The organism is Pseudomonas pohangensis, from assembly GCF_900105995.1.
GTDB classification, from domain to species: Bacteria; Pseudomonadota; Gammaproteobacteria; order Pseudomonadales; family Pseudomonadaceae; genus Aquipseudomonas; species Aquipseudomonas pohangensis.
Genome location: NZ_LT629785.1, coordinates 2,326,875 through 2,347,134, shown reverse-complemented (window position 1 = coordinate 2,347,134; position 20,260 = coordinate 2,326,875). Strand labels below are relative to the sequence as shown.

At 61.4% G+C, this 20,260-nt stretch carries 20 protein-coding genes; 16 read left to right on the top strand and 4 right to left on the bottom strand.

Going from position 1 to position 20,260, the window contains the following annotated elements; genetic code table 11:
* Window positions 1–7 precede the first annotated feature (7 nt).
* The 4 genes from nqrF to sthA all read left to right on the top strand — a co-directional run bounded on the left by nqrF (window position 8) and on the right by sthA (window position 4,009).
* Window positions 8–1,234 (top strand): NADH:ubiquinone reductase (Na(+)-transporting) subunit F, encoded by a 1,227-nt coding sequence (gene nqrF / locus BLT89_RS11020; RefSeq protein WP_090195070.1) that lies wholly within the window; start codon window positions 8–10, stop codon window positions 1,232–1,234.
* Window positions 1,218–2,234: an FAD:protein FMN transferase gene (locus BLT89_RS11015; protein ID WP_090195067.1), complete on the top strand. Its 1,017-nt coding sequence runs from the start codon at window positions 1,218–1,220 to the stop codon at window positions 2,232–2,234. The genes nqrF and BLT89_RS11015 overlap by 17 nt, the downstream gene beginning before the upstream one ends.
* Window positions 2,231–2,464: a (Na+)-NQR maturation NqrM gene (nqrM, locus tag BLT89_RS11010; RefSeq protein WP_090195064.1), complete on the top strand. Its 234-nt coding sequence runs from the start codon at window positions 2,231–2,233 to the stop codon at window positions 2,462–2,464. The genes BLT89_RS11015 and nqrM overlap by 4 nt, the downstream gene beginning before the upstream one ends.
* 150 nt (window positions 2,465–2,614) lie before the next feature.
* Window positions 2,615–4,009 carry a Si-specific NAD(P)(+) transhydrogenase gene (sthA, locus tag BLT89_RS11005; protein ID WP_090195059.1) on the top strand — a complete coding sequence of 465 codons (1,395 nt, stop codon included), beginning with the start codon at window positions 2,615–2,617 and terminating at the stop codon, window positions 4,007–4,009.
* An 18-nt stretch (window positions 4,010–4,027) separates the two neighbouring features.
* Here sthA and BLT89_RS11000 read toward each other — a convergent pair whose 3' ends face one another.
* Entirely contained in the window at window positions 4,028–4,750 is a 723-nt protein-coding gene (locus BLT89_RS11000) for a glycerophosphodiester phosphodiesterase (RefSeq protein WP_090195057.1), read from the bottom strand.
* A complete protein-coding gene (locus BLT89_RS10995) occupies window positions 4,747–5,052 on the bottom strand; it encodes a phosphodiesterase (protein ID WP_090198948.1) in 306 nt (101 codons plus the stop codon). The genes BLT89_RS11000 and BLT89_RS10995 overlap by 4 nt, the downstream gene beginning before the upstream one ends.
* 226 nt (window positions 5,053–5,278) lie before the next feature.
* Between BLT89_RS10995 and BLT89_RS10990 the strand changes: the two genes are divergently transcribed.
* The 11 genes from BLT89_RS10990 to murB all read left to right on the top strand — a co-directional run bounded on the left by BLT89_RS10990 (window position 5,279) and on the right by murB (window position 15,471).
* Window positions 5,279–6,529 carry a lipoprotein-releasing ABC transporter permease subunit gene (locus BLT89_RS10990; RefSeq protein ID WP_090195054.1) on the top strand — a complete coding sequence of 417 codons (1,251 nt, stop codon included), beginning with the start codon at window positions 5,279–5,281 and terminating at the stop codon, window positions 6,527–6,529.
* Window positions 6,522–7,205: a lipoprotein-releasing ABC transporter ATP-binding protein LolD gene (gene lolD, locus BLT89_RS10985; RefSeq protein ID WP_090195052.1), complete on the top strand. Its 684-nt coding sequence runs from the start codon at window positions 6,522–6,524 to the stop codon at window positions 7,203–7,205. Before BLT89_RS10990 ends, lolD begins: the two co-directional genes overlap by 8 nt.
* 7 nt (window positions 7,206–7,212) lie before the next feature.
* Window positions 7,213–8,457, top strand: coding sequence for a lipoprotein-releasing ABC transporter permease subunit (locus tag BLT89_RS10980; protein WP_090195049.1), 1,245 nt, complete (start codon window positions 7,213–7,215; stop codon window positions 8,455–8,457).
* 74 nt (window positions 8,458–8,531) lie between these two features.
* Window positions 8,532–10,754 carry a DNA internalization-related competence protein ComEC/Rec2 gene (locus tag BLT89_RS10975; RefSeq protein WP_090195044.1) on the top strand — a complete coding sequence of 741 codons (2,223 nt, stop codon included), beginning with the start codon at window positions 8,532–8,534 and terminating at the stop codon, window positions 10,752–10,754.
* A 72-nt stretch (window positions 10,755–10,826) separates the two neighbouring features.
* Window positions 10,827–11,513: a MotA/TolQ/ExbB proton channel family protein gene (locus BLT89_RS10970; RefSeq protein ID WP_090195040.1), complete on the top strand. Its 687-nt coding sequence runs from the start codon at window positions 10,827–10,829 to the stop codon at window positions 11,511–11,513.
* Window positions 11,510–11,947 carry an ExbD/TolR family protein gene (locus tag BLT89_RS10965; protein WP_090195037.1) on the top strand — a complete coding sequence of 146 codons (438 nt, stop codon included), beginning with the start codon at window positions 11,510–11,512 and terminating at the stop codon, window positions 11,945–11,947. Before BLT89_RS10970 ends, BLT89_RS10965 begins: the two co-directional genes overlap by 4 nt.
* A 2-nt stretch (window positions 11,948–11,949) precedes the next feature.
* Window positions 11,950–12,969: a tetraacyldisaccharide 4'-kinase gene (gene lpxK / locus BLT89_RS10960; protein ID WP_090195034.1), complete on the top strand. Its 1,020-nt coding sequence runs from the start codon at window positions 11,950–11,952 to the stop codon at window positions 12,967–12,969.
* Between the two features lie 50 nt (window positions 12,970–13,019).
* Window positions 13,020–13,205: a Trm112 family protein gene (locus tag BLT89_RS10955; protein ID WP_090195031.1), complete on the top strand. Its 186-nt coding sequence runs from the start codon at window positions 13,020–13,022 to the stop codon at window positions 13,203–13,205.
* On the top strand, window positions 13,202–13,966 hold the full coding sequence (gene kdsB, locus BLT89_RS10950) for a 3-deoxy-manno-octulosonate cytidylyltransferase (RefSeq protein ID WP_090195028.1): 765 nt from the start codon (window positions 13,202–13,204) through the stop codon (window positions 13,964–13,966). Before BLT89_RS10955 ends, kdsB begins: the two co-directional genes overlap by 4 nt.
* 24 nt (window positions 13,967–13,990) lie before the next feature.
* Window positions 13,991–14,455, top strand: coding sequence for a low molecular weight protein-tyrosine-phosphatase (locus BLT89_RS10945; protein WP_090195026.1), 465 nt, complete (start codon window positions 13,991–13,993; stop codon window positions 14,453–14,455).
* Window positions 14,452–15,471: a UDP-N-acetylmuramate dehydrogenase gene (gene murB, locus BLT89_RS10940; RefSeq protein ID WP_090195023.1), complete on the top strand. Its 1,020-nt coding sequence runs from the start codon at window positions 14,452–14,454 to the stop codon at window positions 15,469–15,471. The genes BLT89_RS10945 and murB overlap by 4 nt, the downstream gene beginning before the upstream one ends.
* Window positions 15,472–15,483: 12 nt before the next feature.
* Here murB and BLT89_RS10935 read toward each other — a convergent pair whose 3' ends face one another.
* Window positions 15,484–15,921: a YqaA family protein gene (locus BLT89_RS10935; RefSeq protein WP_090195021.1), complete on the bottom strand. Its 438-nt coding sequence runs from the start codon at window positions 15,919–15,921 to the stop codon at window positions 15,484–15,486.
* 121 nt (window positions 15,922–16,042) lie between these two features.
* On the opposite strand from BLT89_RS10935, the gene BLT89_RS10930 reads away from it, so the two are divergent.
* Complete coding sequence (locus BLT89_RS10930; RefSeq protein ID WP_090195018.1) at window positions 16,043–16,861, top strand: alpha/beta fold hydrolase; 819 nt, start codon at window positions 16,043–16,045, stop codon at window positions 16,859–16,861.
* Between the two features lie 74 nt (window positions 16,862–16,935).
* Here BLT89_RS10930 and rne read toward each other — a convergent pair whose 3' ends face one another.
* Complete coding sequence (gene rne / locus BLT89_RS10925) at window positions 16,936–19,857, bottom strand: ribonuclease E (RefSeq protein ID WP_090195016.1); 2,922 nt, start codon at window positions 19,855–19,857, stop codon at window positions 16,936–16,938.
* Between the last annotated feature and the right edge of the window lie 403 nt (window positions 19,858–20,260).

Genomic DNA, 20,260 nt, shown 5'->3' with positions numbered 1-20,260 from the left:
GGATGACATGCTGAATTTCGAGATTTTCCTGGCCATAGGCATGTTCACCGGCATCGTACTGGCGCTGGTGCTGATCATTCTGGCGGCGCGCGCCAAGCTGGTTTCCAGCGGCGACGTGAACATTGTCATCAACGGTGAACGCACCATCACGGTTCCGGCGGGCGGCAAGCTGCTGCAGACGCTGGCGTCGAACAACGTGTTCCTGTCCTCGGCTTGCGGCGGCGGCGGTACCTGCGCCCAGTGCAAGTGCATTATCGAAAGTGGCGGCGGCGAAATGCTGCCCACCGAAGAATCGCACTTCACCAAACGTGAAGCCAAGGCCGGCTGGCGCTTGTCCTGTCAGGCGCCGGTCAAGCAGGACATGCACATCGAAGTACCGGAAGAAGTGTTCGGCGTAAAGAAGTGGGAGTGCACGGTGGAATCCAACCCCAACGTGGCCACGTTCATTAAGGAGCTGACCCTGCGTTTGCCCGAGGGTGAAAACGTGGATTTCCGCGCCGGTGGTTATGTGCAGCTGGAGTGCCCGCCGCACCACGTCAAGTACAAGGACTTTGACATCCAGCCCGAGTACCGCGGCGACTGGGACAAGTTCAACCAGTGGAAGTACGAGTCCAAGGTCGAGGAAACGGTCATTCGTGCCTATTCCATGGCCAACTACCCGGAAGAGCAGGGCATCGTCAAATTCAACATCCGTATCGCTTCGCCACCTCCGGGCAAGGATCATCTGCCGGCCGGGCAGATGTCCTCCTGGGTGTTCAGCCTGAAACCGGGTGACAAGGTCACTGTCTACGGGCCGTTTGGCGAGTTCTTCGCCAAGGACACCGACGCCGAGATGATCTTCATTGGCGGTGGTGCCGGTATGGCGCCGATGCGCTCGCATATCTTCGACCAGCTCAAGCGTCTGGGTTCCAAGCGCAAGATCAGCTTCTGGTACGGCGCGCGCTCGCTGCGCGAGGCGTTCTATGTCGAGGAATATGACCAGTTGCAGGCGGACAACCCGAATTTCGAATGGCATCTGGCTTTGTCGGATCCGCAGCCGGAAGACAACTGGACCGGGCTGAAAGGATTTATCCACAACGTACTGCTGGAAAATTATCTGAAGGACCATCCGGCTCCGGAAGATTGTGAGTTCTACATGTGCGGTCCGCCCATGATGAACGCGGCCGTTATCAAGATGCTGCTTGACATGGGTGTCGAGCAAGAGAACATCCTGCTGGATGATTTTGGTGGCTAAAACACTGCTGCTCACTTTGGCGGGACTGCTGTTGGCTGGTTGTGGCCAAACAATCGAACAGCTTGCGGGACCGACCATGGGCAGCACCTACTCGGTGAAGTATGTGCCGGGTGCCACAACACCGGCACCCGCCGCAGTCCAGGCGCAAGTGGATACCATCCTTGCGGAAATCGATCAGCAACTGTCCACCTATCGTGCCGATTCGCTGGTCTCCGGCTTCAACCGCTTGCCGGCTGGTGCTTGTGCGCCAATGCCGGAAGCGGTGCTGGAACTGGTCAGAACCGGCGAGCAGCTTGCGCTTGAGAGTAACGGTGCGTTTGACCTTACCATCGAGCCGCTGATCGAGCTCTGGGGCTTTGGCGCCCAGTCCAGGGGCGAGCAGGTACCGACTGCCGAACAAATTACCGCAGCCCGGGCGCAGGTTGGCCATCAGCATCTGCAAATCAGGGATCAGCAACTGTGCAAGGATCAGGCAGTCCAGCTGGATTTCAACAGCATCGGTGCCGGCTATGCGGTAGACCGGGTCAGCGCGATGCTCGAGGGGCAGGGCGTTACCGACTATCTGGTGGAAATTACCGGTGAACTGAAGGCGCTGGGTCGCAAACCGGATGGGTCTTCCTGGCATATCGCCATTGAAGAACCGCACGAGGGGCAACAGGTCGCCGCCCGGGTGCTGGAGCTAGATGGTCTGGGGGTATCGACTTCGGGCGATTACCGTAATTATTTTGAACAGGCGGGCAAGCGCTATTCTCATAGTATCGATGCGCGCAACGGTTCGCCGATCAGCCATCGTCTGGCTTCGGTGACTGTGGTGGATGCATCGGCGCTGCGCGCCGACGGATTATCGACCGTGCTCATGCTGCTTGGACCCGAACAGGGCTTCGAGCTGGCACAACAAGCGGGCATAGCGGCGTTGTTTATCAGCCATACCGGACAGGGCTTTGCCAGCCGGGCAAGCCCGGCGTTCGATGCACGCTTTCCCACAGGAGAACAACCATGACCTGGCTACTGGTGTTTCTGATCATGTTGCTGGTGGTGCTGGGTATGGCCGTCGGTGTGATATTCGGGCGTAAACCGATTGCCGGCTCTTGTGGCGGCATCGCCAATCTGGGCATCGAGAAGGAATGCTCGATCTGCGGCGGCAGCCGCGAGAAGTGCGAGGAAGTTAATAGCGACAAAGCCTCCGCCACTGGAAAAGCGCCACTGGCCTACGATGCGACCAAACGCTAATAGCCAGGCAATGGGCTTGCGGCTAGGTTGGGCGGTGTTGTTGTGTAGCGCGAGCGGCAAAACAGAATTCTGAACTGTCATGGTCTCCAGATACCATGACCCTTTGCGCCAGCGCTGGCTGGCGCTGCGGTTGGTACTCAAGGAGCAAGTATGGCGGTCTTCAACTATGACGTGGTTGTGCTGGGTTCCGGCCCTGCAGGTGAAGGCGCGGCGATCAACGCGGCGAAGGCCGGACGCCGGGTGGCGATGGTCGACAGCCGCGCACAGGTAGGTGGTAACTGCACCCACCTCGGCACCATTCCGTCAAAGGCACTGCGCCACTCCGTGCGGCAGATCATGCAGTACAACAAGAACCCGCTGTTCCGTCAGATTGGCGAACCACGCTGGTTTTCCTTTCCGGACGTACTCAAAAGTGCCGAGCGGGTGATTGCCAAGCAGGTGACTTCACGCACCAGCTTTTATGCGCGCAACCGCATTGATACCTACTTTGGCACCGCCAGCTTTGCCGATGACCATTCGGTGCGGGTGGTCTGCCTGAATGGCATGCTGGATACGCTGGTGGCCAAGCAGTTCATCATCGCCACCGGTTCGCGTCCGTACCGGCCACACGATGTCGATTTCAATCACCCGCGGGTGTATGACAGCGACACCATTCTGACCCTCAGCCATACACCGCGACGGCTGATTGTCTACGGAGCAGGGGTGATCGGCTGTGAATATGCCTCTATTTTCAGCGGCCTGGGGGTGATGGTCGACCTGATCGACAACCGCGATCAACTGCTCAACTTCCTTGATGACGAGATCTCCGATGCGCTGAGTTATCACCTGCGCTCGAGCAACGTGATCATCCGCCACAACGAGGAGTATGAACGCATCGAGGGGATAGACAATGGTGTGATTCTGCATCTGAAATCAGGCAAGAAGCTGCGTGCCGATGCCTTGCTCTGGTGCAACGGGCGCACCGGCAATACCGACAAGCTGGCCCTGGAAAATGTCGGCCTGAGCGCCAATGGTCGCGGCCAGTTGCAGGTGGATGAAAGCTACCGTACCGAGGTGTCGAACATCTATGCGGCGGGCGATGTGATCGGCTGGCCGAGTCTGGCCAGCGCGGCCTATGACCAGGGCCGTTCGGCAGCGGGCAGTATTGTCGAGAATGACAGTTCGCGCTTTATCAACGATGTACCGACTGGTATTTACACTATTCCGGAAATCAGTTCGCTGGGTAAAACCGAACGCGAGCTGACCATGGAGCAAGTGCCTTATGAGGTCGGCAAGGCTTCTTTCCGGGGCATGGCGCGGGCACAGATTGCTGTTGAACCGGTGGGGATGCTGAAAATCCTCTTTCACCGCGAGACCCTGCAGATTCTCGGCGTGCACTGCTTCGGCTATCAGGCTTCGGAGATCGTGCATATCGGTCAGGCGATCATGAATCAGCCGGGTGAAGCCAATACCATCAAGTACTTCATCAACACCACCTTCAACTACCCGACCATGGCCGAAGCCTATCGGGTCGCCGCTTTTGACGGTCTGAACCGGCTGTTCTGATCTGTTCTGGGGTATCCGTCAGGGCTGAACCAGGGTCTTGCGGGCCAGCCCGGGAAAGTCGGTAATGATGCTGTCGGCTCCGAAGTCAGCCAGCCTGCGCATCAGTGCGGGCTCGTTGACCGTCCATACGGATACGTGCAAGCCCTGCTTCTGCGCTTTGAGCAGGCGTTCCGGGGTGCACAGTGTCCAGTTCAGGGCGAGCAGGTCGCAGTTGTAGTGCCGGGCGATTTTCAGCGGGTCGAGCCAGGCATATTCGGCGATCAATCCGCATGAAAGCTCCGGCGTCAGCCGGTTCAGTGCGCGCAACACCTCTCTGGAGCTGGAGGTCACGCAGACCTTGTCCTGCAGGCCGTAGCGCTCCACCAGTGCCTTGATCGCCAGCACGCTGCGGGCGGCGCGCGTGCGTGAGGCGCTTTTCACTTCCAGTTGCCAGTGCTCGAACGGGCATTGCTCGAACAGCTCGGCCAGGCGCGGAATCGGGCAGGGGTGCGGCCAGCCCGGTCCGCCACCGCGGGCATCGAATTGCACCAGCTCTGTCGCATCATGCTGGGCTACCCGGCCGCGGTGCCGGGTGGTGCGTTTGAGGGTGGGGTCATGAATCACCATCAGTTCACCGTCGCGGGACAGATGCAGATCCAGCTCGCAACGGCGCACATCGTGCTCCAGGCAGCGCTGGAAACTGGCGAGGGTATTTTCCGGTGCTTCGCCCTTGGCACCGCGGTGGCCGTAGATCAGTGTCATGGTTGTGCCTGCTCCGGTCTGGAGGTCGGGTATCTGGGTTGATGATTGCGTACGCTGGTAATCACCCTGTCATTTTCGAAATAGACCGAAAAGTCCCGGTAGTCCCAACGGGTCATTCTGGGCGACCCCACTGGCGGGTGCTCGACGTCGGGCAGGCCGAAACGTTCCAGCACACTGCTGCGGGATGTACCGTTGACGGGCATTTGCAGCGTGGAACTGCCTTGCTGGCCAAGCGGAATAATGATGTTTTCGGCATTGACGGATGCCGCCAGAAACAGCAGAAGCAGCACTGCAGGACGCATCTTGAACCCCCGGAAAGCCACAGTCTGGGTGTATTGCATACCTGTCTTCACGGCCCCGCATGCGGCTAAATTCCAGTGCGGGGCGGAGCCTGATACGGTAGTATGCGCAGCCATTGTTGGTGTCCTGTGTCGATCTGCCAGGCCTTTTGCAGCGCGGCTTCTGGAGTGTAAGGCGACTGGCCGGACGCCGCCACAAGGTTGTTTTTCTTTGCGAATCCATTTCTAAATGTTCAGACCCCTGTCCGTATTCATTGGCATGCGCTACACCCGTGCCAAACGCCGCAGCCATTTCATCTCGTTCATCTCGCTGACCTCCATGCTCGGTCTGGCACTCGGGGTGATGGTGATGATCCTGGTGCTGTCGGTGATGAACGGATTCGATCGTGAATTGCGCACACGCATTCTCGGCATGGTGCCGCAAGCCGCCGTGCAGTCGTTCAACCCGATCAAGGACTGGCATGGGCTGGCAGAAAAGCTTGGCCAGCATCCCCATGTGCAGGCGGTAGCGCCCTTTGTGCAGACCCAGGGCATGCTCAGCCATGATGACCAGGTATTGCCGGTGATGGTTGACGGCATAGATCCGGCCGAGGAAGACAAGGTCTCGGTAATCGGCAACTATTTTCGTGAAGGCAGTCTGCAAAGTCTCAAGCCGGGCGAATTCGGCATGATTCTGGGCACCCTGGCGGCCGAGCGTCTGGGGGTAACGGTCGGCGACAAGGTGACCTTTATCGCACCGGATGTGGTGGTGACGCCTGCCGGTCTGTTTCCGCGGATGAAGCGCTTCACCGTGGTCGGCCTGTTCAAGGTCGGAGCGGGCGAGCTGGATGCCGGGCTGGCGCTGGTCAATATCAGCGATGCGGCGCGCCTGCAGCGCTGGCAGGCCAGTGATGTACAAGGTCTGCGGCTGAAGCTGGATGACCTGTTCCAGGCGCCCAGGGTAGCCTGGGAGCTGGGCCGCGAGCTGCAGGATCAGGATCTGTTTACCCGTGACTGGACCCGCTCCCACGGCAACCTGTATCGCGCCATTGGCATGCAGAAGGCGATGATCGGTCTGTTGCTGCTGCTGATCGTGGCGGTGGCTGCCTTCAACATCATCTCCACGCTGGTCATGGTGGTGAATGACAAGCGCTCGGATATTGCGATTCTGCGTACTCTCGGTATGACGCCCCGGCAGATCATGGCTACCTTCATGGTCCAGGGCAGCATTATCGGCGTGGTCGGCACGCTGACCGGTGCGCTGCTGGGGATTCTGGCGGCATTGAATGTCAGTGCGGCGGTTGACTGGCTGGAATCACTGCTGGGCACGCGCTTTCTCAATGAAGATGTGTACTTCATCAGCTACCTGCCATCGCAACTGCTGCCGGGTGACCTGATCATGGTCTGTTGTGCCGCCTTGCTGCTGAGTTTTCTTGCCACCCTGTATCCGGCCTGGCGTGCGGCACGCACCCAGCCCGCGGAGGCTTTGCGTTATGAGTGAAACAGCCGTCCTCAGTTGCCGCAATCTGGGCAAGCGTTATGAAGAGGGTCCGCAGTCGGTCGAAGTGCTGGCCGGCGTGAAGCTGGAGTTGCTGGCCGGTGAGCGGGTGGCGATTGTCGGCAGCTCCGGCTCGGGCAAAAGCACCTTGCTCAATCTGCTCGGCGGCCTGGATAACCCGACCCAGGGCAGTGTCTGGCTGGATGGTCAGGATCTGGCCAAGCTCAACGAAAAGGAACGCGGCCTGTTGCGCAATCGTGCGCTGGGCTTCGTCTATCAGTTCCACCACCTGCTGCCGGAGTTCAGTGCGCTGGAAAATGTCTGCCTGCCGTTGCTGATCGGCAGCACGCCGATTCCACAGGCCCGGGAGATGGCTGCAGCCCTGCTCAAACGCGTCGGTCTTGACCATCGCCTGCAGCACAAGCCGTCCGAGCTGTCCGGCGGTGAGCGGCAGCGGGTGGCGATCGCCCGTGCGCTGATCAATCAGCCCAAACTGGTCATGCTCGATGAGCCCACCGGCAACCTTGACCAGCACACGGCACGGGGCATTCAGGAACTCATGCTGGAACTCAGCGACTCGTTGAATACGGCCTTTCTGGTGGTTACCCACGAGCCGCGTCTGGCCGAACAGATGGACCGCATCCTGCGTCTGGATCAGGGTCGGCTGGTGGCGGCATGAGGTGTCCATGTACCGTCCGCTGAGCATTTTCATCGGCACCCGCTATACCCGGGCCAAGCGCCGCAACCAGTTCATCTCGTTCATCTCGATGACCTCGATGATCGGCATGGGCCTCGGTGTGCTGGCAATGATTGTGGTGCTCTCGGTGATGAACGGCCTGCAGGACGAGATGCGCACCCGCATTCTCGGCATGATTCCGCACGCCACCCTGTCCAGTAGCGAGCCGTTGCTGGATTGGCCGCAACTGGCACAGCAGGCGCTGAAAAACCCGCAGGTGCTGGCTGCCGCACCGCATACCGAGATCCAGGGCATGTTGTCACGTCGTGGCGTGATGCAGCCGGTACTGGTCAGTGGCGTGCTGCCCGCGGCCGAAGAGAAGGTCTCGATTCTTGCCGAACACATGCAGCGCGGCAGTCTGGCTGCCCTCAAGGCCGGCGAATTCGGCATCCTGCTCGGTGAAAACACTGCCCGGCGCTTTGGTGTGCAGCTGGGTGACAAGGTTTCCCTGATCGTGCCGGAAGCCACCAAGGGGTCGGTGGTAATTACCCCGCGCCTGCAGTCCTTTACCGTGGTGGGGGTGTTCAAGGTCGGTGCGGATCTGGACGGCTCGCTGGCGCTGATTCACGTGGCCGATGCGGCGCAGCTCAAGCACTGGCCGGCCGGGCAGGTACAGAGTGTGCGCCTGACCCTGGAGGATCTGTATCAGGCCCCGCGGGTGTCTGCACAGATTGCTGCCGGTCTGGGCCAGGGCTTTACTGCCACCGACTGGACCAAGACCCAGGGCAGCCTGTTCCAGGCCATGCAGATGGAAAAAACCATGATTGCCCTGTTGCTGCTGCTGATCATCGCAGTGGCGGCATTCAACATCATTTCCACACTGATCATGGTGGTGGCCGACAAACGTACCGATATCGCCATCCTGCGAACCCTGGGCATGACGCCGGGGCAGGTGATGGCGATCTTCATGGTGCAGGGCTCGGTGATCGGGCTGGTCGGCGTACTGCTGGGCGGCGTGCTGGGAGTGGTGCTGGCGGCCAACCTGACGCCGTGGGTCAGTGCGCTGGAGAGTCTGCTCGGTGCGCGGATTTTCAGCGGCGACCTGTATTACATCAGTTACCTGCCGTCCAAGCTGGAAATCACCGACGTATTGCTGGTGTGCTCGGCCGGCTTGCTGCTGAGCTTTCTGGCGACCATCTTCCCGGCTTGGCGCGCCTCGCGCACGGCACCGGCCGAAGCCATGCGCTACGAATAACGCAGAGTACTGGCAAAAGCGTCCGCAACAGCCATAGTTGTGCCGGAGAAACGGATTTCTCGGGGTTACTGTCAATGCGCACCGGATTGCTTGCACTCGCCGCAGGGCTTCTGCTTCTGCGCTTTCTACCGGCCTTGCCGCCTGCCTGGTTGTTGCTGCTGCCCGTTGCGGGCTTGATGCTGCTGCCGTTCCGCAGTTACCCACTGGCATTCTTTCTGTTCGGTTTCAGCTGGGCCTGCCTGTCGGCGCAGGCTGCGCTGGACGAGCGTCTGGCGCCGGCGCTGGATGGCCGCACCCTCTGGCTGGAAGGGCAAATCGTTGGTCTGCCGGAGCAGGCAGACGGTGCGCAGCGCTTTCAGCTGGAAGCGGTCAGCAGCAGGCGCCATGCGCTGCCAGAACGGCTGCGGCTGGGCTGGTATGGCGCTCCGCAAGTGCATGCAGGGGAACGCTGGCGGCTGGCGGTCAAGCTCAAACGCCCGCGTGGTCTGGTCAATCCGCACGCTTTTGATTACGAGGCCTGGCTGCTGGCACAACGTATCGGCGCCACCGGTACGGTCAAGGCCGGTCATCTGCTGCAGCCGGCAAGTGGTGCAGCCAGCTGGCGAGATGCGCTGCGAGCGCGTCTGCTGCAGAGCCCTGCGCAGGGCCGGTCCGGCACCATCGCGGCGCTGGTGCTGGGTGATGATACGGGGCTGTCAGCGGCCGACTGGCGCGTTTTGCAGGACACCGGCACGGTGCATCTGCTGGTGATTTCCGGCCAGCACATCGTACTGCTGGCGGGCCTGTTGTATGCGCTGGTGGCAGGTCTGGCGCGCCTGGGATGGTGGCCACAGCGGTTGCCCTGGCTGCCCTGTGCCTGCGCACTGGCGTTTGCCGGGGCGCTTGGCTATGGCTTGCTGGCCGGTTTCGAGGTGCCGGTGCGACGTGCCTGCGTGATGCTGGCGGTAGTGTTGCTCTGGCGCCTGCGCTTTCGTCATCTGGGCGTGTGGACGCCCTTGCTGCTGGCGCTCAATGCCGTGTTGCTGGTTGAGCCCCTGGCCAGTCTGCAGGCCGGTTTCTGGCTGTCCTTTGTCGCCGTGGCCTTGCTGGCGCTGGTCTTCAGCGGCCGTCTGGGACGCTGGACATGGTGGCAGAGCTGGTGGCGCGCGCAGTGGGCGATGACGCTCGGACTGTTCCCCGTGCTGCTGGCACTGAACCTGCCGGTCAGTTTCAGTGCGCCGCTGGCCAACCTGCTGGCGGTGCCCTGGGTCAGCGTGCTGGTAGTGCCGCTGGCTTTGCTGGGCACCTTGCTGCTGCCCTTGCCATGGATTGGCGATGCCTTGCTCTGGCTGGCCGGAGGCTTGCTGGTGGTGCTGTTTGAAGTACTTGGCAAGCTGGCCAGCCTCTGGCCCGCCTGGGTTTTATCCGCGCCACCGCTGTGGGCCTGGCTGTCGGGTGTTGCCGGGGCGCTGGTGTTGCTGTTGCCGGCAGGAGTTCCGCTGCGCGGACTGGGTCTGGCGCTGTTGCTGCCGATGCTGTGGCCGCCATTGCAGCATCCCTTGCCGGGGCAGGCCAGGGTGCTGGTGCTGGATGTGGGGCAGGGTTCGGCAGTTCTGGTGCAGACAGCCGAACATGCGCTTTTGTACGATGCCGGCCCGCGCAATGGCGGTTTTGATCAGGGCGCACGTACTGTGTTGCCCGTGCTGCGGCATCTGGGGGTCAACCGGCTCGATCAGTTGTTGCTCAGCCATGCCGACAGCGATCACAGCGGCGGGGCGGAAGCTGTCTTCAGCGGTATGCCGGTAAGCGCTGTGTTCAGCGGCGAGGCGACAGAATTGCCCCTGATGCTTGGCGCCCGACCCTGTGCCGAAGACGCGAGCTGGTCCTGGGATGGTGTCGAGTTTCGTTTGTGGCGCTGGCAGCAGGCGCCGGAAGGCAATCCTGCATCGTGCATCCTGCGTGTTTCGGCTGGCGGCGAGAGTGTACTGCTGACCGGCGATATCGATCAGGCCGCCGAGCTGGCGCTGCTGCAATCGGGCTGGCCGCTGCGCAGTGACTGGCTGCTGGCGCCGCACCACGGCAGCCGCAGCTCCTCTTCGCTGGCGTTTCTCAAGGCGGTACAGGCCCATGCCGTGGTGATTTCGCGCGGCAACCATAACCCCTATGGCCATCCGCATCCGCAAATACTGGCGCGCTACCGCCAGCAGCAACTGCAGATTCATGACACGGTCGAAGACGGTGCGCTGTGGATCGAGCTGGGAAGCCGGGATGCAGCACACGGAATGCGCAATGAGGCACGTTTCTGGCGGGAAAAATGAGCAGCAGGCGGGTCTGCGCGGGCCTGTCCCTATGCTAGAGTGGCGCGAAAATTCACAAAGGGATGCGCTACCGTGTGGGAACTGGTCAAGTCGGGCGGCTGGATTATGCTGCCAATCATACTGAGTTCCATTGCAGCTGCCGGCATTGTTGCCGAGCGGCTGTGGACCCTGCGCGCCAGCCGGGTGATGCCGCCGCATCTGCTCGGCCAGGTCTGGCTGCTGATCAAGGAAAACAAGCTCAACGCGCAACGGCTCAAGGAGTTGCGCGGCTCATCACCGCTGGGTGAAGTGCTGGCCGCCGGTCTGGCCAACTCCAGGCATGGCCGGGAGATCATGAAGGAGTGCATCCAGGAGGCTGCCGCGCGGGTCATCCACGAGATGGAGCGTTACCTGAATGCGCTGGGGACCATTGCCGCGATGGCGCCGATGCTGGGTTTGCTCGGTACGGTACTGGGCATGATCCAGATCTTCAGTGCGTTCATGGGCGCGAACATGGCCAATGCCTCGGTACTCGCCGGTGGTATCGCCACGGCGCTGATTACCACGGCAGCCGGTCTGATCGTGGCCATCCCGGCACTGTTTTTCCATCGTTTTCTGCAGCGCCGGATCGACGAGCTGGTGGTCGGCATGGAGCAGGAAGCGATCAGGCTGGTGGAAGTGGTGCAGGGCGATCGCGATGTGGATATGAGCAATCAGCCAGAGCAGGCAGCTGCCAAGATGGTCAAGAACGACGTGCGTAAAGCAGGCAGGAAGGCGTGAAGTTCCGGCGCAAGGAGCGGGACAATGTGGATATCCCGCTGGTATCCCTGATCGACGTGGTGTTTATCCTGCTGCTGTTCTTCGTCGTCACCACCACCTTCACCCGCGAAACCCAGTTGAAGGTCGAGTTGCCCGAAGCCGTCAGCGGCACCCCGCCCGAAGCCAGTGAAGTCAAACAGATGGAAATCATCATCGGTGCCGACAGCAGCTACGTGCTCAATGGCCAGTCGCTGGTGAAGTCGGATCTGGCGACCCTGATGGCGGCCCTGCAAAAGGAGTCCGAGGGTGACAACAGTCTGCCGCTGACGCTCAGTGCCGATGGCAAGGCGCCGCATCAGGCCGTCATCACGGCAATGGATGCCGCCGGCAAGCTGGGCTTTTCCCATTTGCGCATTACCACGGTCGAGCAACCGGCGGCAGCGGCAAGGCCCTGACCGTGTCGATTGCCGAGCGCATGCTGCAGGCCTGGTACCGCGGTCATCCGTGGCTGATCCTGTTGCGTCCGCTGGAGTGGCTGTATCGCTGGGTGGTCGGGCGCCGGCGCCGGGCTTTTCTGGCCGGACAGGGCGATATCTATCGTGCTCCGGTGCCGGTTATCGTGGTCGGCAACATCACCCTCGGTGGTACCGGCAAGACCCCGCTGATTCTCTGGCTGATCGAGCATTGCCGCAAACGTGGCCTGCGTGTGGGCGTGGTCAGTCGTGGTTACGGCGCGCAGCCGCCTGATTTTCCCTGGCGGGTGCTGGCGCAGCACACGGCGGCCAGCAGTGGCGACGAACCGTTGCTGATCGTGCAGCGTACCGGTGTGCCGCTGATGATCGACCCGGATCGTGGGCGTGCCGTTCGCGCCTTGCTCGACAGCGAGCCGCTGGACCTGATCCTCAGTGATGACGGCTTGCAACACTACCGCCTGGCGCGTGATCTGGAACTGGTACTGGTGGATGCAGCGCGCGGCCTGGGTAATGGCCACTGCCTGCCGGCCGGGCCGTTGCGCGAACCGGCCGAACGGCTGCAGAGCGTGGATGCCGTACTCTACAACGGCGCAGTTAGCGATACGCCAAGCAGCTATGCCATGCAATTGCAGCCGGTGACGCTGGTTAATCTGCTCAGTGGCCAGCGGGTTGCCCTGAGCCACTTTCCGGCCGGCCAGGCCATGCATGCACTGGCCGGCATCGGCAATCCGCAGCGTTTCTTCAACACCCTTGAAGGGTTAAACTGGCGGCCGCTGGTACACGCCTTCGCCGATCATGCGCATTACACAGCCGAGCTGCTGCGCTTCGAGCCGGCCCTGCCGCTGCTGATGACGGAAAAGGACGCAGTGAAATGCCGGGCTTTTGCCCAGCCCGACTGGTGGTATCTGGCGGTCGATGCGCAGCTGTCACCGGCCTTCGAGGCCTGGCTGGATGGCCGCCTGCAGTGCTTGCTGGCGGATTCGGCGAAACTGCCCGCAGAATGATCACTCCGCTCGCTGGCATACGCCGGCGGGTCACTTTCAAGGAAGCTGTCATGGACCCGAAACTACTCGATATTCTGGCTTGCCCGCTGTGCAAGGGCCCGCTCAAGCTTAGTGCGGACAAGTCCGAACTGATCTGCAAGAACGATGCATTGGCGTTTCCGGTTCGCGAAGGTATTCCGGTGATGCTCGAAGGTGAAGCCCGCACCCTGAGCGTCGATGAGCGTCTCGATCAATGAGCCATGCTTTTACCGTGGTTATCCCGGCGCGTTTTGCCTCGACGCGCCTGCCCGGCAAGCCGCTGCAGGAAATTGCCGGCAAGCCGATGATCCAGCATGTCTGGCAGCAGGCGTGCAAAAGCAGCGCACAGCAGGTGGTGGTGGCCACCGATGACCCGCGCATCGTCGAGGCCTGCGAGGCCTTTGGGGCACAGGTGCTGTTGACCCGCGTCGATCACAACTCGGGCACCGATCGCCTGGCGGAAGTGGCTACCCAGCTGGGGCTGGCGGCTGATGCCATCGTGGTCAATGTGCAGGGCGATGAACCGCTGATACCTCCGGCCATCATCGATCAGGTGGCGGCCAATCTGGCTGGTCATCCCGAGGCCGGTATCGCCACGCTGGCAGAACCGATCGAGGATGCCGCAGCGCTGTTCAATCCCAATGTGGTCAAGGTATCCAGCGATATTCACGGGCTGGCACTGACTTTCAGTCGGGCGCCGTTACCCTGGGCGCGTGATGCCTTTGCCCGGGAGCGGAATGTTCTACCTGCAGGCGTGCCTTACCGTCGGCATATCGGGATCTATGCCTACCGCGCCGGTTTTCTGCATGACTTCGTGGCCTGGGGCCCTTGCCAGCTGGAGGATACCGAATGTCTGGAGCAGCTGCGTGCGCTCTGGCACGGGGTACGCATTCATGTTGCCGATGCCCTGCAGTCGCCACCTGCCGGGGTCGATACCGCAGAAGATCTGGAGCGCGTACGGCGCTTGCTGGGCGCCTGAGATGATAGTGGGCGGGAGTTGCTGATGCGCGTGCTGTTCGTGTGCCTGGGCAACATCTGCAGATCACCCACCGCCGAGGGGGTGTTGCGCCGCAAGCTGCTTGCCGCCGGACTGCAGCAGCAGGTCGAGGTTGACTCGGCGGGTACCGGCGACTGGCATGTGGGCAAGGCGCCTGACCCGCGAACGCGGCAGGCCGCCCGTGCCCGTGGCTATGACCTGGATGCACTGCGTGCGCGCCAGGTTGAACCGGCAGACTTCAGGCGCTTTGACCTGATTCTGGCAATGGACAAGAGCAATCTGGCGGACCTGCAAAGCCTGTGTCCGTTGGGTGCGGGGGCCGAGGTTGATCTTTTTCTGCGCCGCTATGATCTGGCTGTGAGCGAGGTGCCGGACCCCTATTACGGCGCTGGAGATGGTTTCGAGCAGGTGCTGGATCTGATCGAGCAGGCCTGTGATGGCCTGTTGCTGGAAATCAGGAGTCGCCTGTGAGTCTGCAGCTGCAAGAACACGTCTCGCTCAAACCCTATAACAGCTTCGGCGTGGAAGTCTCTGCGCGCTGGTTTGCCGAAGCCCGCAGCGATGCCGAAGTGCGGTCGGCTCTGGTTGAGGCGCAACGGCTGGCTTTGCCCGTGCTGGTGATTGGCGGGGGCAGCAACCTGTTGCTGACACAGGATGTCGAAGCGCTGGTGTTGCGCATGGCCAGTCGCGGCGTGCGCGTGCTGGGTGAGCGCAATGGCCAGGTATTGATCGAGGCCGAGGCCGGTGAGCCCTGGCATCCATTCGTGCTGTGGACGCTGGAGCAAGGGCTGCAGGGCCTGGAGAATCTCAGTCTGATTCCCGGAACGGTCGGCGCCGCACCGATGCAGAACATTGGCGCCTATGGTGTGGAAATCAAGGATTGTTTTGCCGGCTTGACTGCCCTCGATCGGCAGACCGGCGAGTTGCAGGAATTTTCCCTGGAGCAATGCCGGTTCGCCTACCGGGACAGCCGGTTCAAGCGTGAGCCCGGGCGCTGGCTGATCCTGCGGGTGCGCTTTGCCCTGGTGCACAGCGGCGCGCTACAGCTGGATTATGGCCCGCTGCGGCAACGTCTGGCGGAAATGGGTATTAGCAGTCCAACGGCGGCGGATGTCAGTCAGGCAGTTTGCAGTGTCCGTCGCGAAAAACTGCCAGACCCGGCACAACTCGGCAACGCCGGCAGCTTTTTCAAGAATCCGCTGGTGACGCAAGAACTGGCCGGGCAGATTCGCGCAGAGTATCCCGATCTGGTGGCTTATCCCGCCGCAGCAGGGCAGGTCAAACTGGCCGCCGGCTGGCTGATCGACAAGGCTGGCTGGAAAGGCTTTCGTGACGGCGATGCCGGCGTGCATCGCTTGCAAGCACTGGTGCTGGTCAATTATGGCGCAGCCACGGGCGAGCAGATTCTCGCTCTGGCCCGGCGCATTCAGGCAGATATTTTCCAGCGCTTTGGCGTTGAACTGGAGATGGAGCCGAATCTGCTTTAGGGCAGCTTTTGTTCAGCTCCAGCCGAGGGTCAGGCCGGCGAGTATCAGGTAACGGCCGGTTTTGGCCAGGCTCACCAGCAGGGTGAAGCGCCAGAAGGGTTCGTGCAGTACACCGGCAATCACCGTCAGCGGGTCACCAATGATGGGCATCCAGCTCAATAACAGCGACCAGTGTCCGTAGCGCCGGTAGGATTGTTCGGCCTTGTGCAATTGCGCGGGACTGGCGGGAAACCAGCGCCGGTCCTGAAAGTTAGCCAGATAGCGACCCAGCAACCAGTTGAGCATGGAGCCCAGTACATTGGCGCTGCTGGCAATGGCGAGCAGCAGCCAGACCGCCTGACGATCATGCAGCAGCAGGCCGGCCAGCAGTGCTTCTGATTGCAGCGGCAGGATGGTTGCGGCAGCAAAGGCGCTGATAAACAGGCCGAGGTAGGCGGAGATTTCCAGCAATCAGGACGGCTCTTGTGACCAGGGGGCAAAGACGGATTGCAGTATTACCGCCCGGGCTTTATTAGTCATGCAATGCCGACTGCTATTGTGCTGCCAGCGCTGTCTATCGGGAGACTAACCTTTGAAGTTGTTCAGTTGTGGTGCAGCAGATGGCCGTCTGGTGATCTATTTTCACGGCGCACCGGGCGCGCCGGAAGAGTGTTCGCTGTTTGACCACTACGCTCAGGCTGACGGTTTGACTGTTGTCAGTCTGGATCGCTTTGCTGCCGAAGCTTCGCTGCAAGGTGAAGGGTATTTTCGCGCACTGGCCAGCGAGATACTCGCCTGTGCTGGCACTGGCCAGGTGCATTTCGTCGGCTTTTCGATTGGAGCCTTTGTCGCCCTGCAGACGACCCGACACATGCAGGGTCGGGTTGCCAGTCTGGACCTGATTTCTGCAGCGGCACCGCTGCAGGTCGGCAATTTCCTGCCGGACATGGCCGGCCAACAGGTCTTCCTGCTGGCCGGCAAATGGCCGCTGCTGTTTCGCCTGCTTTCCACCTGGCAAGGCTGGCTGGCGCGCTTTGCTCCCGGATTGTTATTCAGGATGCTGTTTGCCTCAGCGCAGGCAGCTGATCGCCAGTTGCTGGCAAGTTCGCAGTTTCGCCAGCAATGCATAGTGCAGTTACGTCACTGTTTTGTTGGCCAGCTGCCCGGTTACCTGCGAGATGTGCAGTCTTATGTGCAGCCCTGGTCGGCCGGCCTTGGTGCAATCAAGACGCCAACCCGTATCTGGCATGGTGCCGAGGACAACTGGTCGCCCACTGCCATGGCCGGGTATCTGGGTGCTGCCTTGCCGGGTTGTGAGCAGGTAACCATCCTGCCCGGACTGTCCCACTACTCCTGCCTGCAACAGGTGGTTCCCGAAGTCTGCGCTGCGATTGGTGCTGCTCGAGGCTGACGACCAGTATTGTGTTTCCGGCAGAAAGCAGAAGGCCCGTCACTTGACGGGCCTTCGCTTGTTGCTGGAGCAGATCAGACTTGTGGCTTGGCGTCTGCCTCATCCGCTTTTTCTTCGCTGGCCGGGGTTGCCGGCTCGCTGTCGAGTTCCAGCGCGGTCTGCTCGACAACCGGGCTGACACCAGGTTCCGCTTCGGTCTGCGTCTCTGCTGCAGGAGTTGCTTGTGCAGGCTCGGCATGCGACTCGCTTGCGGGCTCGGCAGCTTCCTCGGCTACAACGGTTTCAGGGGCGGCGGGGGCCGCCTCTGCCAGTGCAGCAGCCTCGCGTGCCAGACGCTCGGCTTCCAGGCGCTGGCGCCGGCGCTCACGTGGATCGTTCAGCGCACGCCCGGTATCCGGATCGATTGCAGATGCAGCTGGTTGAGTGGCAGCTGCCGCTTCAACGACAGGTGTAACTTCCGCGGTAACCGGCGTGATCACTTCAGCTGCAACGGCAGCCTCGACGGGTGGCTCGGCGGGCGCTTCAACAGCAGCAACTTCGGCAACCTCTGGCTTAACAGCTTCGCTTGCTGGCGCAGTGTTCACCGCGCTTTCGCTGACTTCTGCCGGTTCAGCTGCGTTTTGGCCATCGTCAGCCAGAACGGCATCAGCGACAGCGCCGGTGACGACTGTGGTAACGACGGCGGCAGCAGGCTCGTTAGCTTCGGCTACCGGTGCCTTGGCATCATCTTCAGGGCCTTCTACACCGGCCTCGCGCTGGCGATCACGGCGGTTGCTGCGCCGACGTTGACCGCGCGAGCGACGACGTGGGCGATCGCCTTCTGCACCGTCAGTAGCTTCGGTGGCTTCATCCTGCAGCAGTTCTTCGTTTGGCAACTCGTCCTGGGTTGCGGCTGCAGCCTGCTCGGGACGGGCCTCGCGCAGTTCGCGTGGCGGACGTTCGCCGCGCTCACGGCGTGGTGCCTGTGCCTGTTGCCCTTCTGCTGCCGGGCTTTCTTCGCGTGGTTCGCGTGGCTCACGCAGTTCGCGTGGTTGCCGCTCTTCACGTGGCGCGCGGGGCTCACGGGCCTCGCGTGGCGGACGCTCGGCGCGCTCGCGACGTGGCTCCTGCGCTTCCTTGGCTTCACGGGCAGGGCGCTCTTCGCGAGGCTTGCGCTCTTCATCACGATTGCGGCCTTCGTTGCGGTTGTCGCGACGACGTCCCTGCTGGCGCTCGCCACGCGGGCGATCTCCGCGCGGGGCGCGTTCACGGCTTGGCTTTTCCGCGGCTACCGGCTGGGCTGCTTCTTCCTGCTTTCCGGCAAACAGACTGACCAGCGATTTGATCATGCCCTTGAACAGGCTGGCTTCAGGCTTGTGCGCCGGAGCGAGCGGGGCGGCCGCAGTCGCGGCGGGTGCCGGACGCTCAGGGGCGACAGTTTTGACGGCCGCTTCCTGACGTACCAGTGTGCGTGTGGCGCTGGCCGGTTGAGCCTCTTCCACTTCGCTCGGGGTCATTTCATAGCTGGACTGGCCGGTCTGAACTTCCGGGCTGTCGTCGCGCAGGCGCTGCACTTCGAAGTGCGGGGTTTCCATATGGTCATTCGGCAGGATGACGATACGCGCACGGGTCCGCAGTTCGATCTTGGTGATGTTGTTGCGCTTCTCGTTGAGCAGGAAGGCGGCAACCGGAATCGGCACCTGGGCACGAACCTCGGCAGTGCGATCCTTCAGTGCTTCTTCTTCGATCAGGCGCAGAATCGCCAGCGACAGCGACTCGACATCGCGGATGATGCCCTGACCGGAGCAGCGCGGGCAGACGATACCGCTGCTTTCGCCCAGCGATGGACGCAGGCGCTGACGGGACATTTCCAGCAAGCCGAAGCGCGATATGCGGCCGACCTGGATGCGCGCACGATCGGCTTCCAGGCACTCACGCACGCGATCTTCCACGGCGCGCTGGTTCTTTGGCGGGGTCATGTCGATGAAGTCGATGACGATCAGGCCGCCGATATCACGCAGGCGCAGTTGCCGGGCAATTTCTTCAGCCGCTTCGAGGTTGGTATTGAGTGCGGTTTCCTCGATGTCGCCGCCGCGGGTGGCGCGCGCCGAGTTGATGTCGATGGACACCAGGGCTTCGGTCGGGTCGATGACGATGGAGCCGCCGGAAGGCAGTTGGACAACGCGCTGGAAGGCGGTTTCGATCTGGCTTTCGATCTGGAAACGATTGAACAGCGGCACGCTGTCTTCGTAGAGCTTGATCTTGCTGGCGTACTGCGGCATCACCTGATTGATGAAGCTCAGGGCTTCTTCCTGGGCTTCGACGCTATCGACCAGCACTTCACCGATATCCTGGCGCAGATAGTCACGGATAGCGCGGATGATCACGTTGGATTCCTGATAGATCAGGAACGGCGCCTTCTGCTCCTGGGAGGCTTCCTTGATGGCTTTCCACAGTTGGGTAAGGTAATCCAGGTCCCACTGCATTTCTTCGCTGGAGCGACCCAGGCCGGCGGTACGTACGATCAGGCCCATGTCGGCGGGGACGTCGAGACCGTTCAGCGCTTCGCGCAATTCGTTGCGTTCTTCGCCTTCGATGCGGCGAGAGATACCGCCGGCGCGCGGGTTGTTCGGCATCAGCACCAGATAACGACCGGCCAGGCTGATAAAGGTGGTCAGGGCTGCGCCCTTGTTGCCACGTTCTTCTTTCTCGACCTGGACGATGACTTCCTGACCTTCCCTGAGCACGTCCTTGATATTGACGCGGCCTTCGGGAGCCTTGGAGAAGTATTCGCGGGAGATTTCCTTGAGGGGCAGGAAGCCGTGACGCTCGGAGCCGAAGTCGACGAAAGCCGCTTCGAGGCTGGGTTCTACGCGGGTAATCTTGCCTTTGTAGATGTTGGATTTTTTCTGCTCGCGGGCGCCGGATTCGATATCCAGGTCATAGAGCTTCTGGCCATCTACCAGAGCAACACGCAACTCTTCGGGTTGAGTCGCGTTAATCAGCATTCTTTTCATGTTGTACCAATGGTTTCCGGGGCTGCCGGAAACGGCGGTTGGCACACACGACTTTCGCGGTCGGTGTCAGGTGCGCAGCAGAAGTGGCATGCCACTTCCGGGTCTAGCGAGAGGCGGCCTCCAGGGCCGGTTCGCGACAGCAGCTCCTGCAATCTGTTGCACACAAAACAGTTGTACAAACAGAAGCAAAATCAGTCAGGAGGAGGAATCAACGGTCGGTAGCGGACGAGATAAAGCGTCTTGATAAAGCCTGTGCTACGCAGTCCGACAGTTGTGCATCTCCACCCTACACGTATCCATTGAAAATCGGGTGCCGCTCGCAGAATCCGTAGCGGGTTACATTTATCGCAATCACTCCGTTGAGTGTCGCGCGTCATTGCTTAAGGCTGGTTTTCCGGAATTT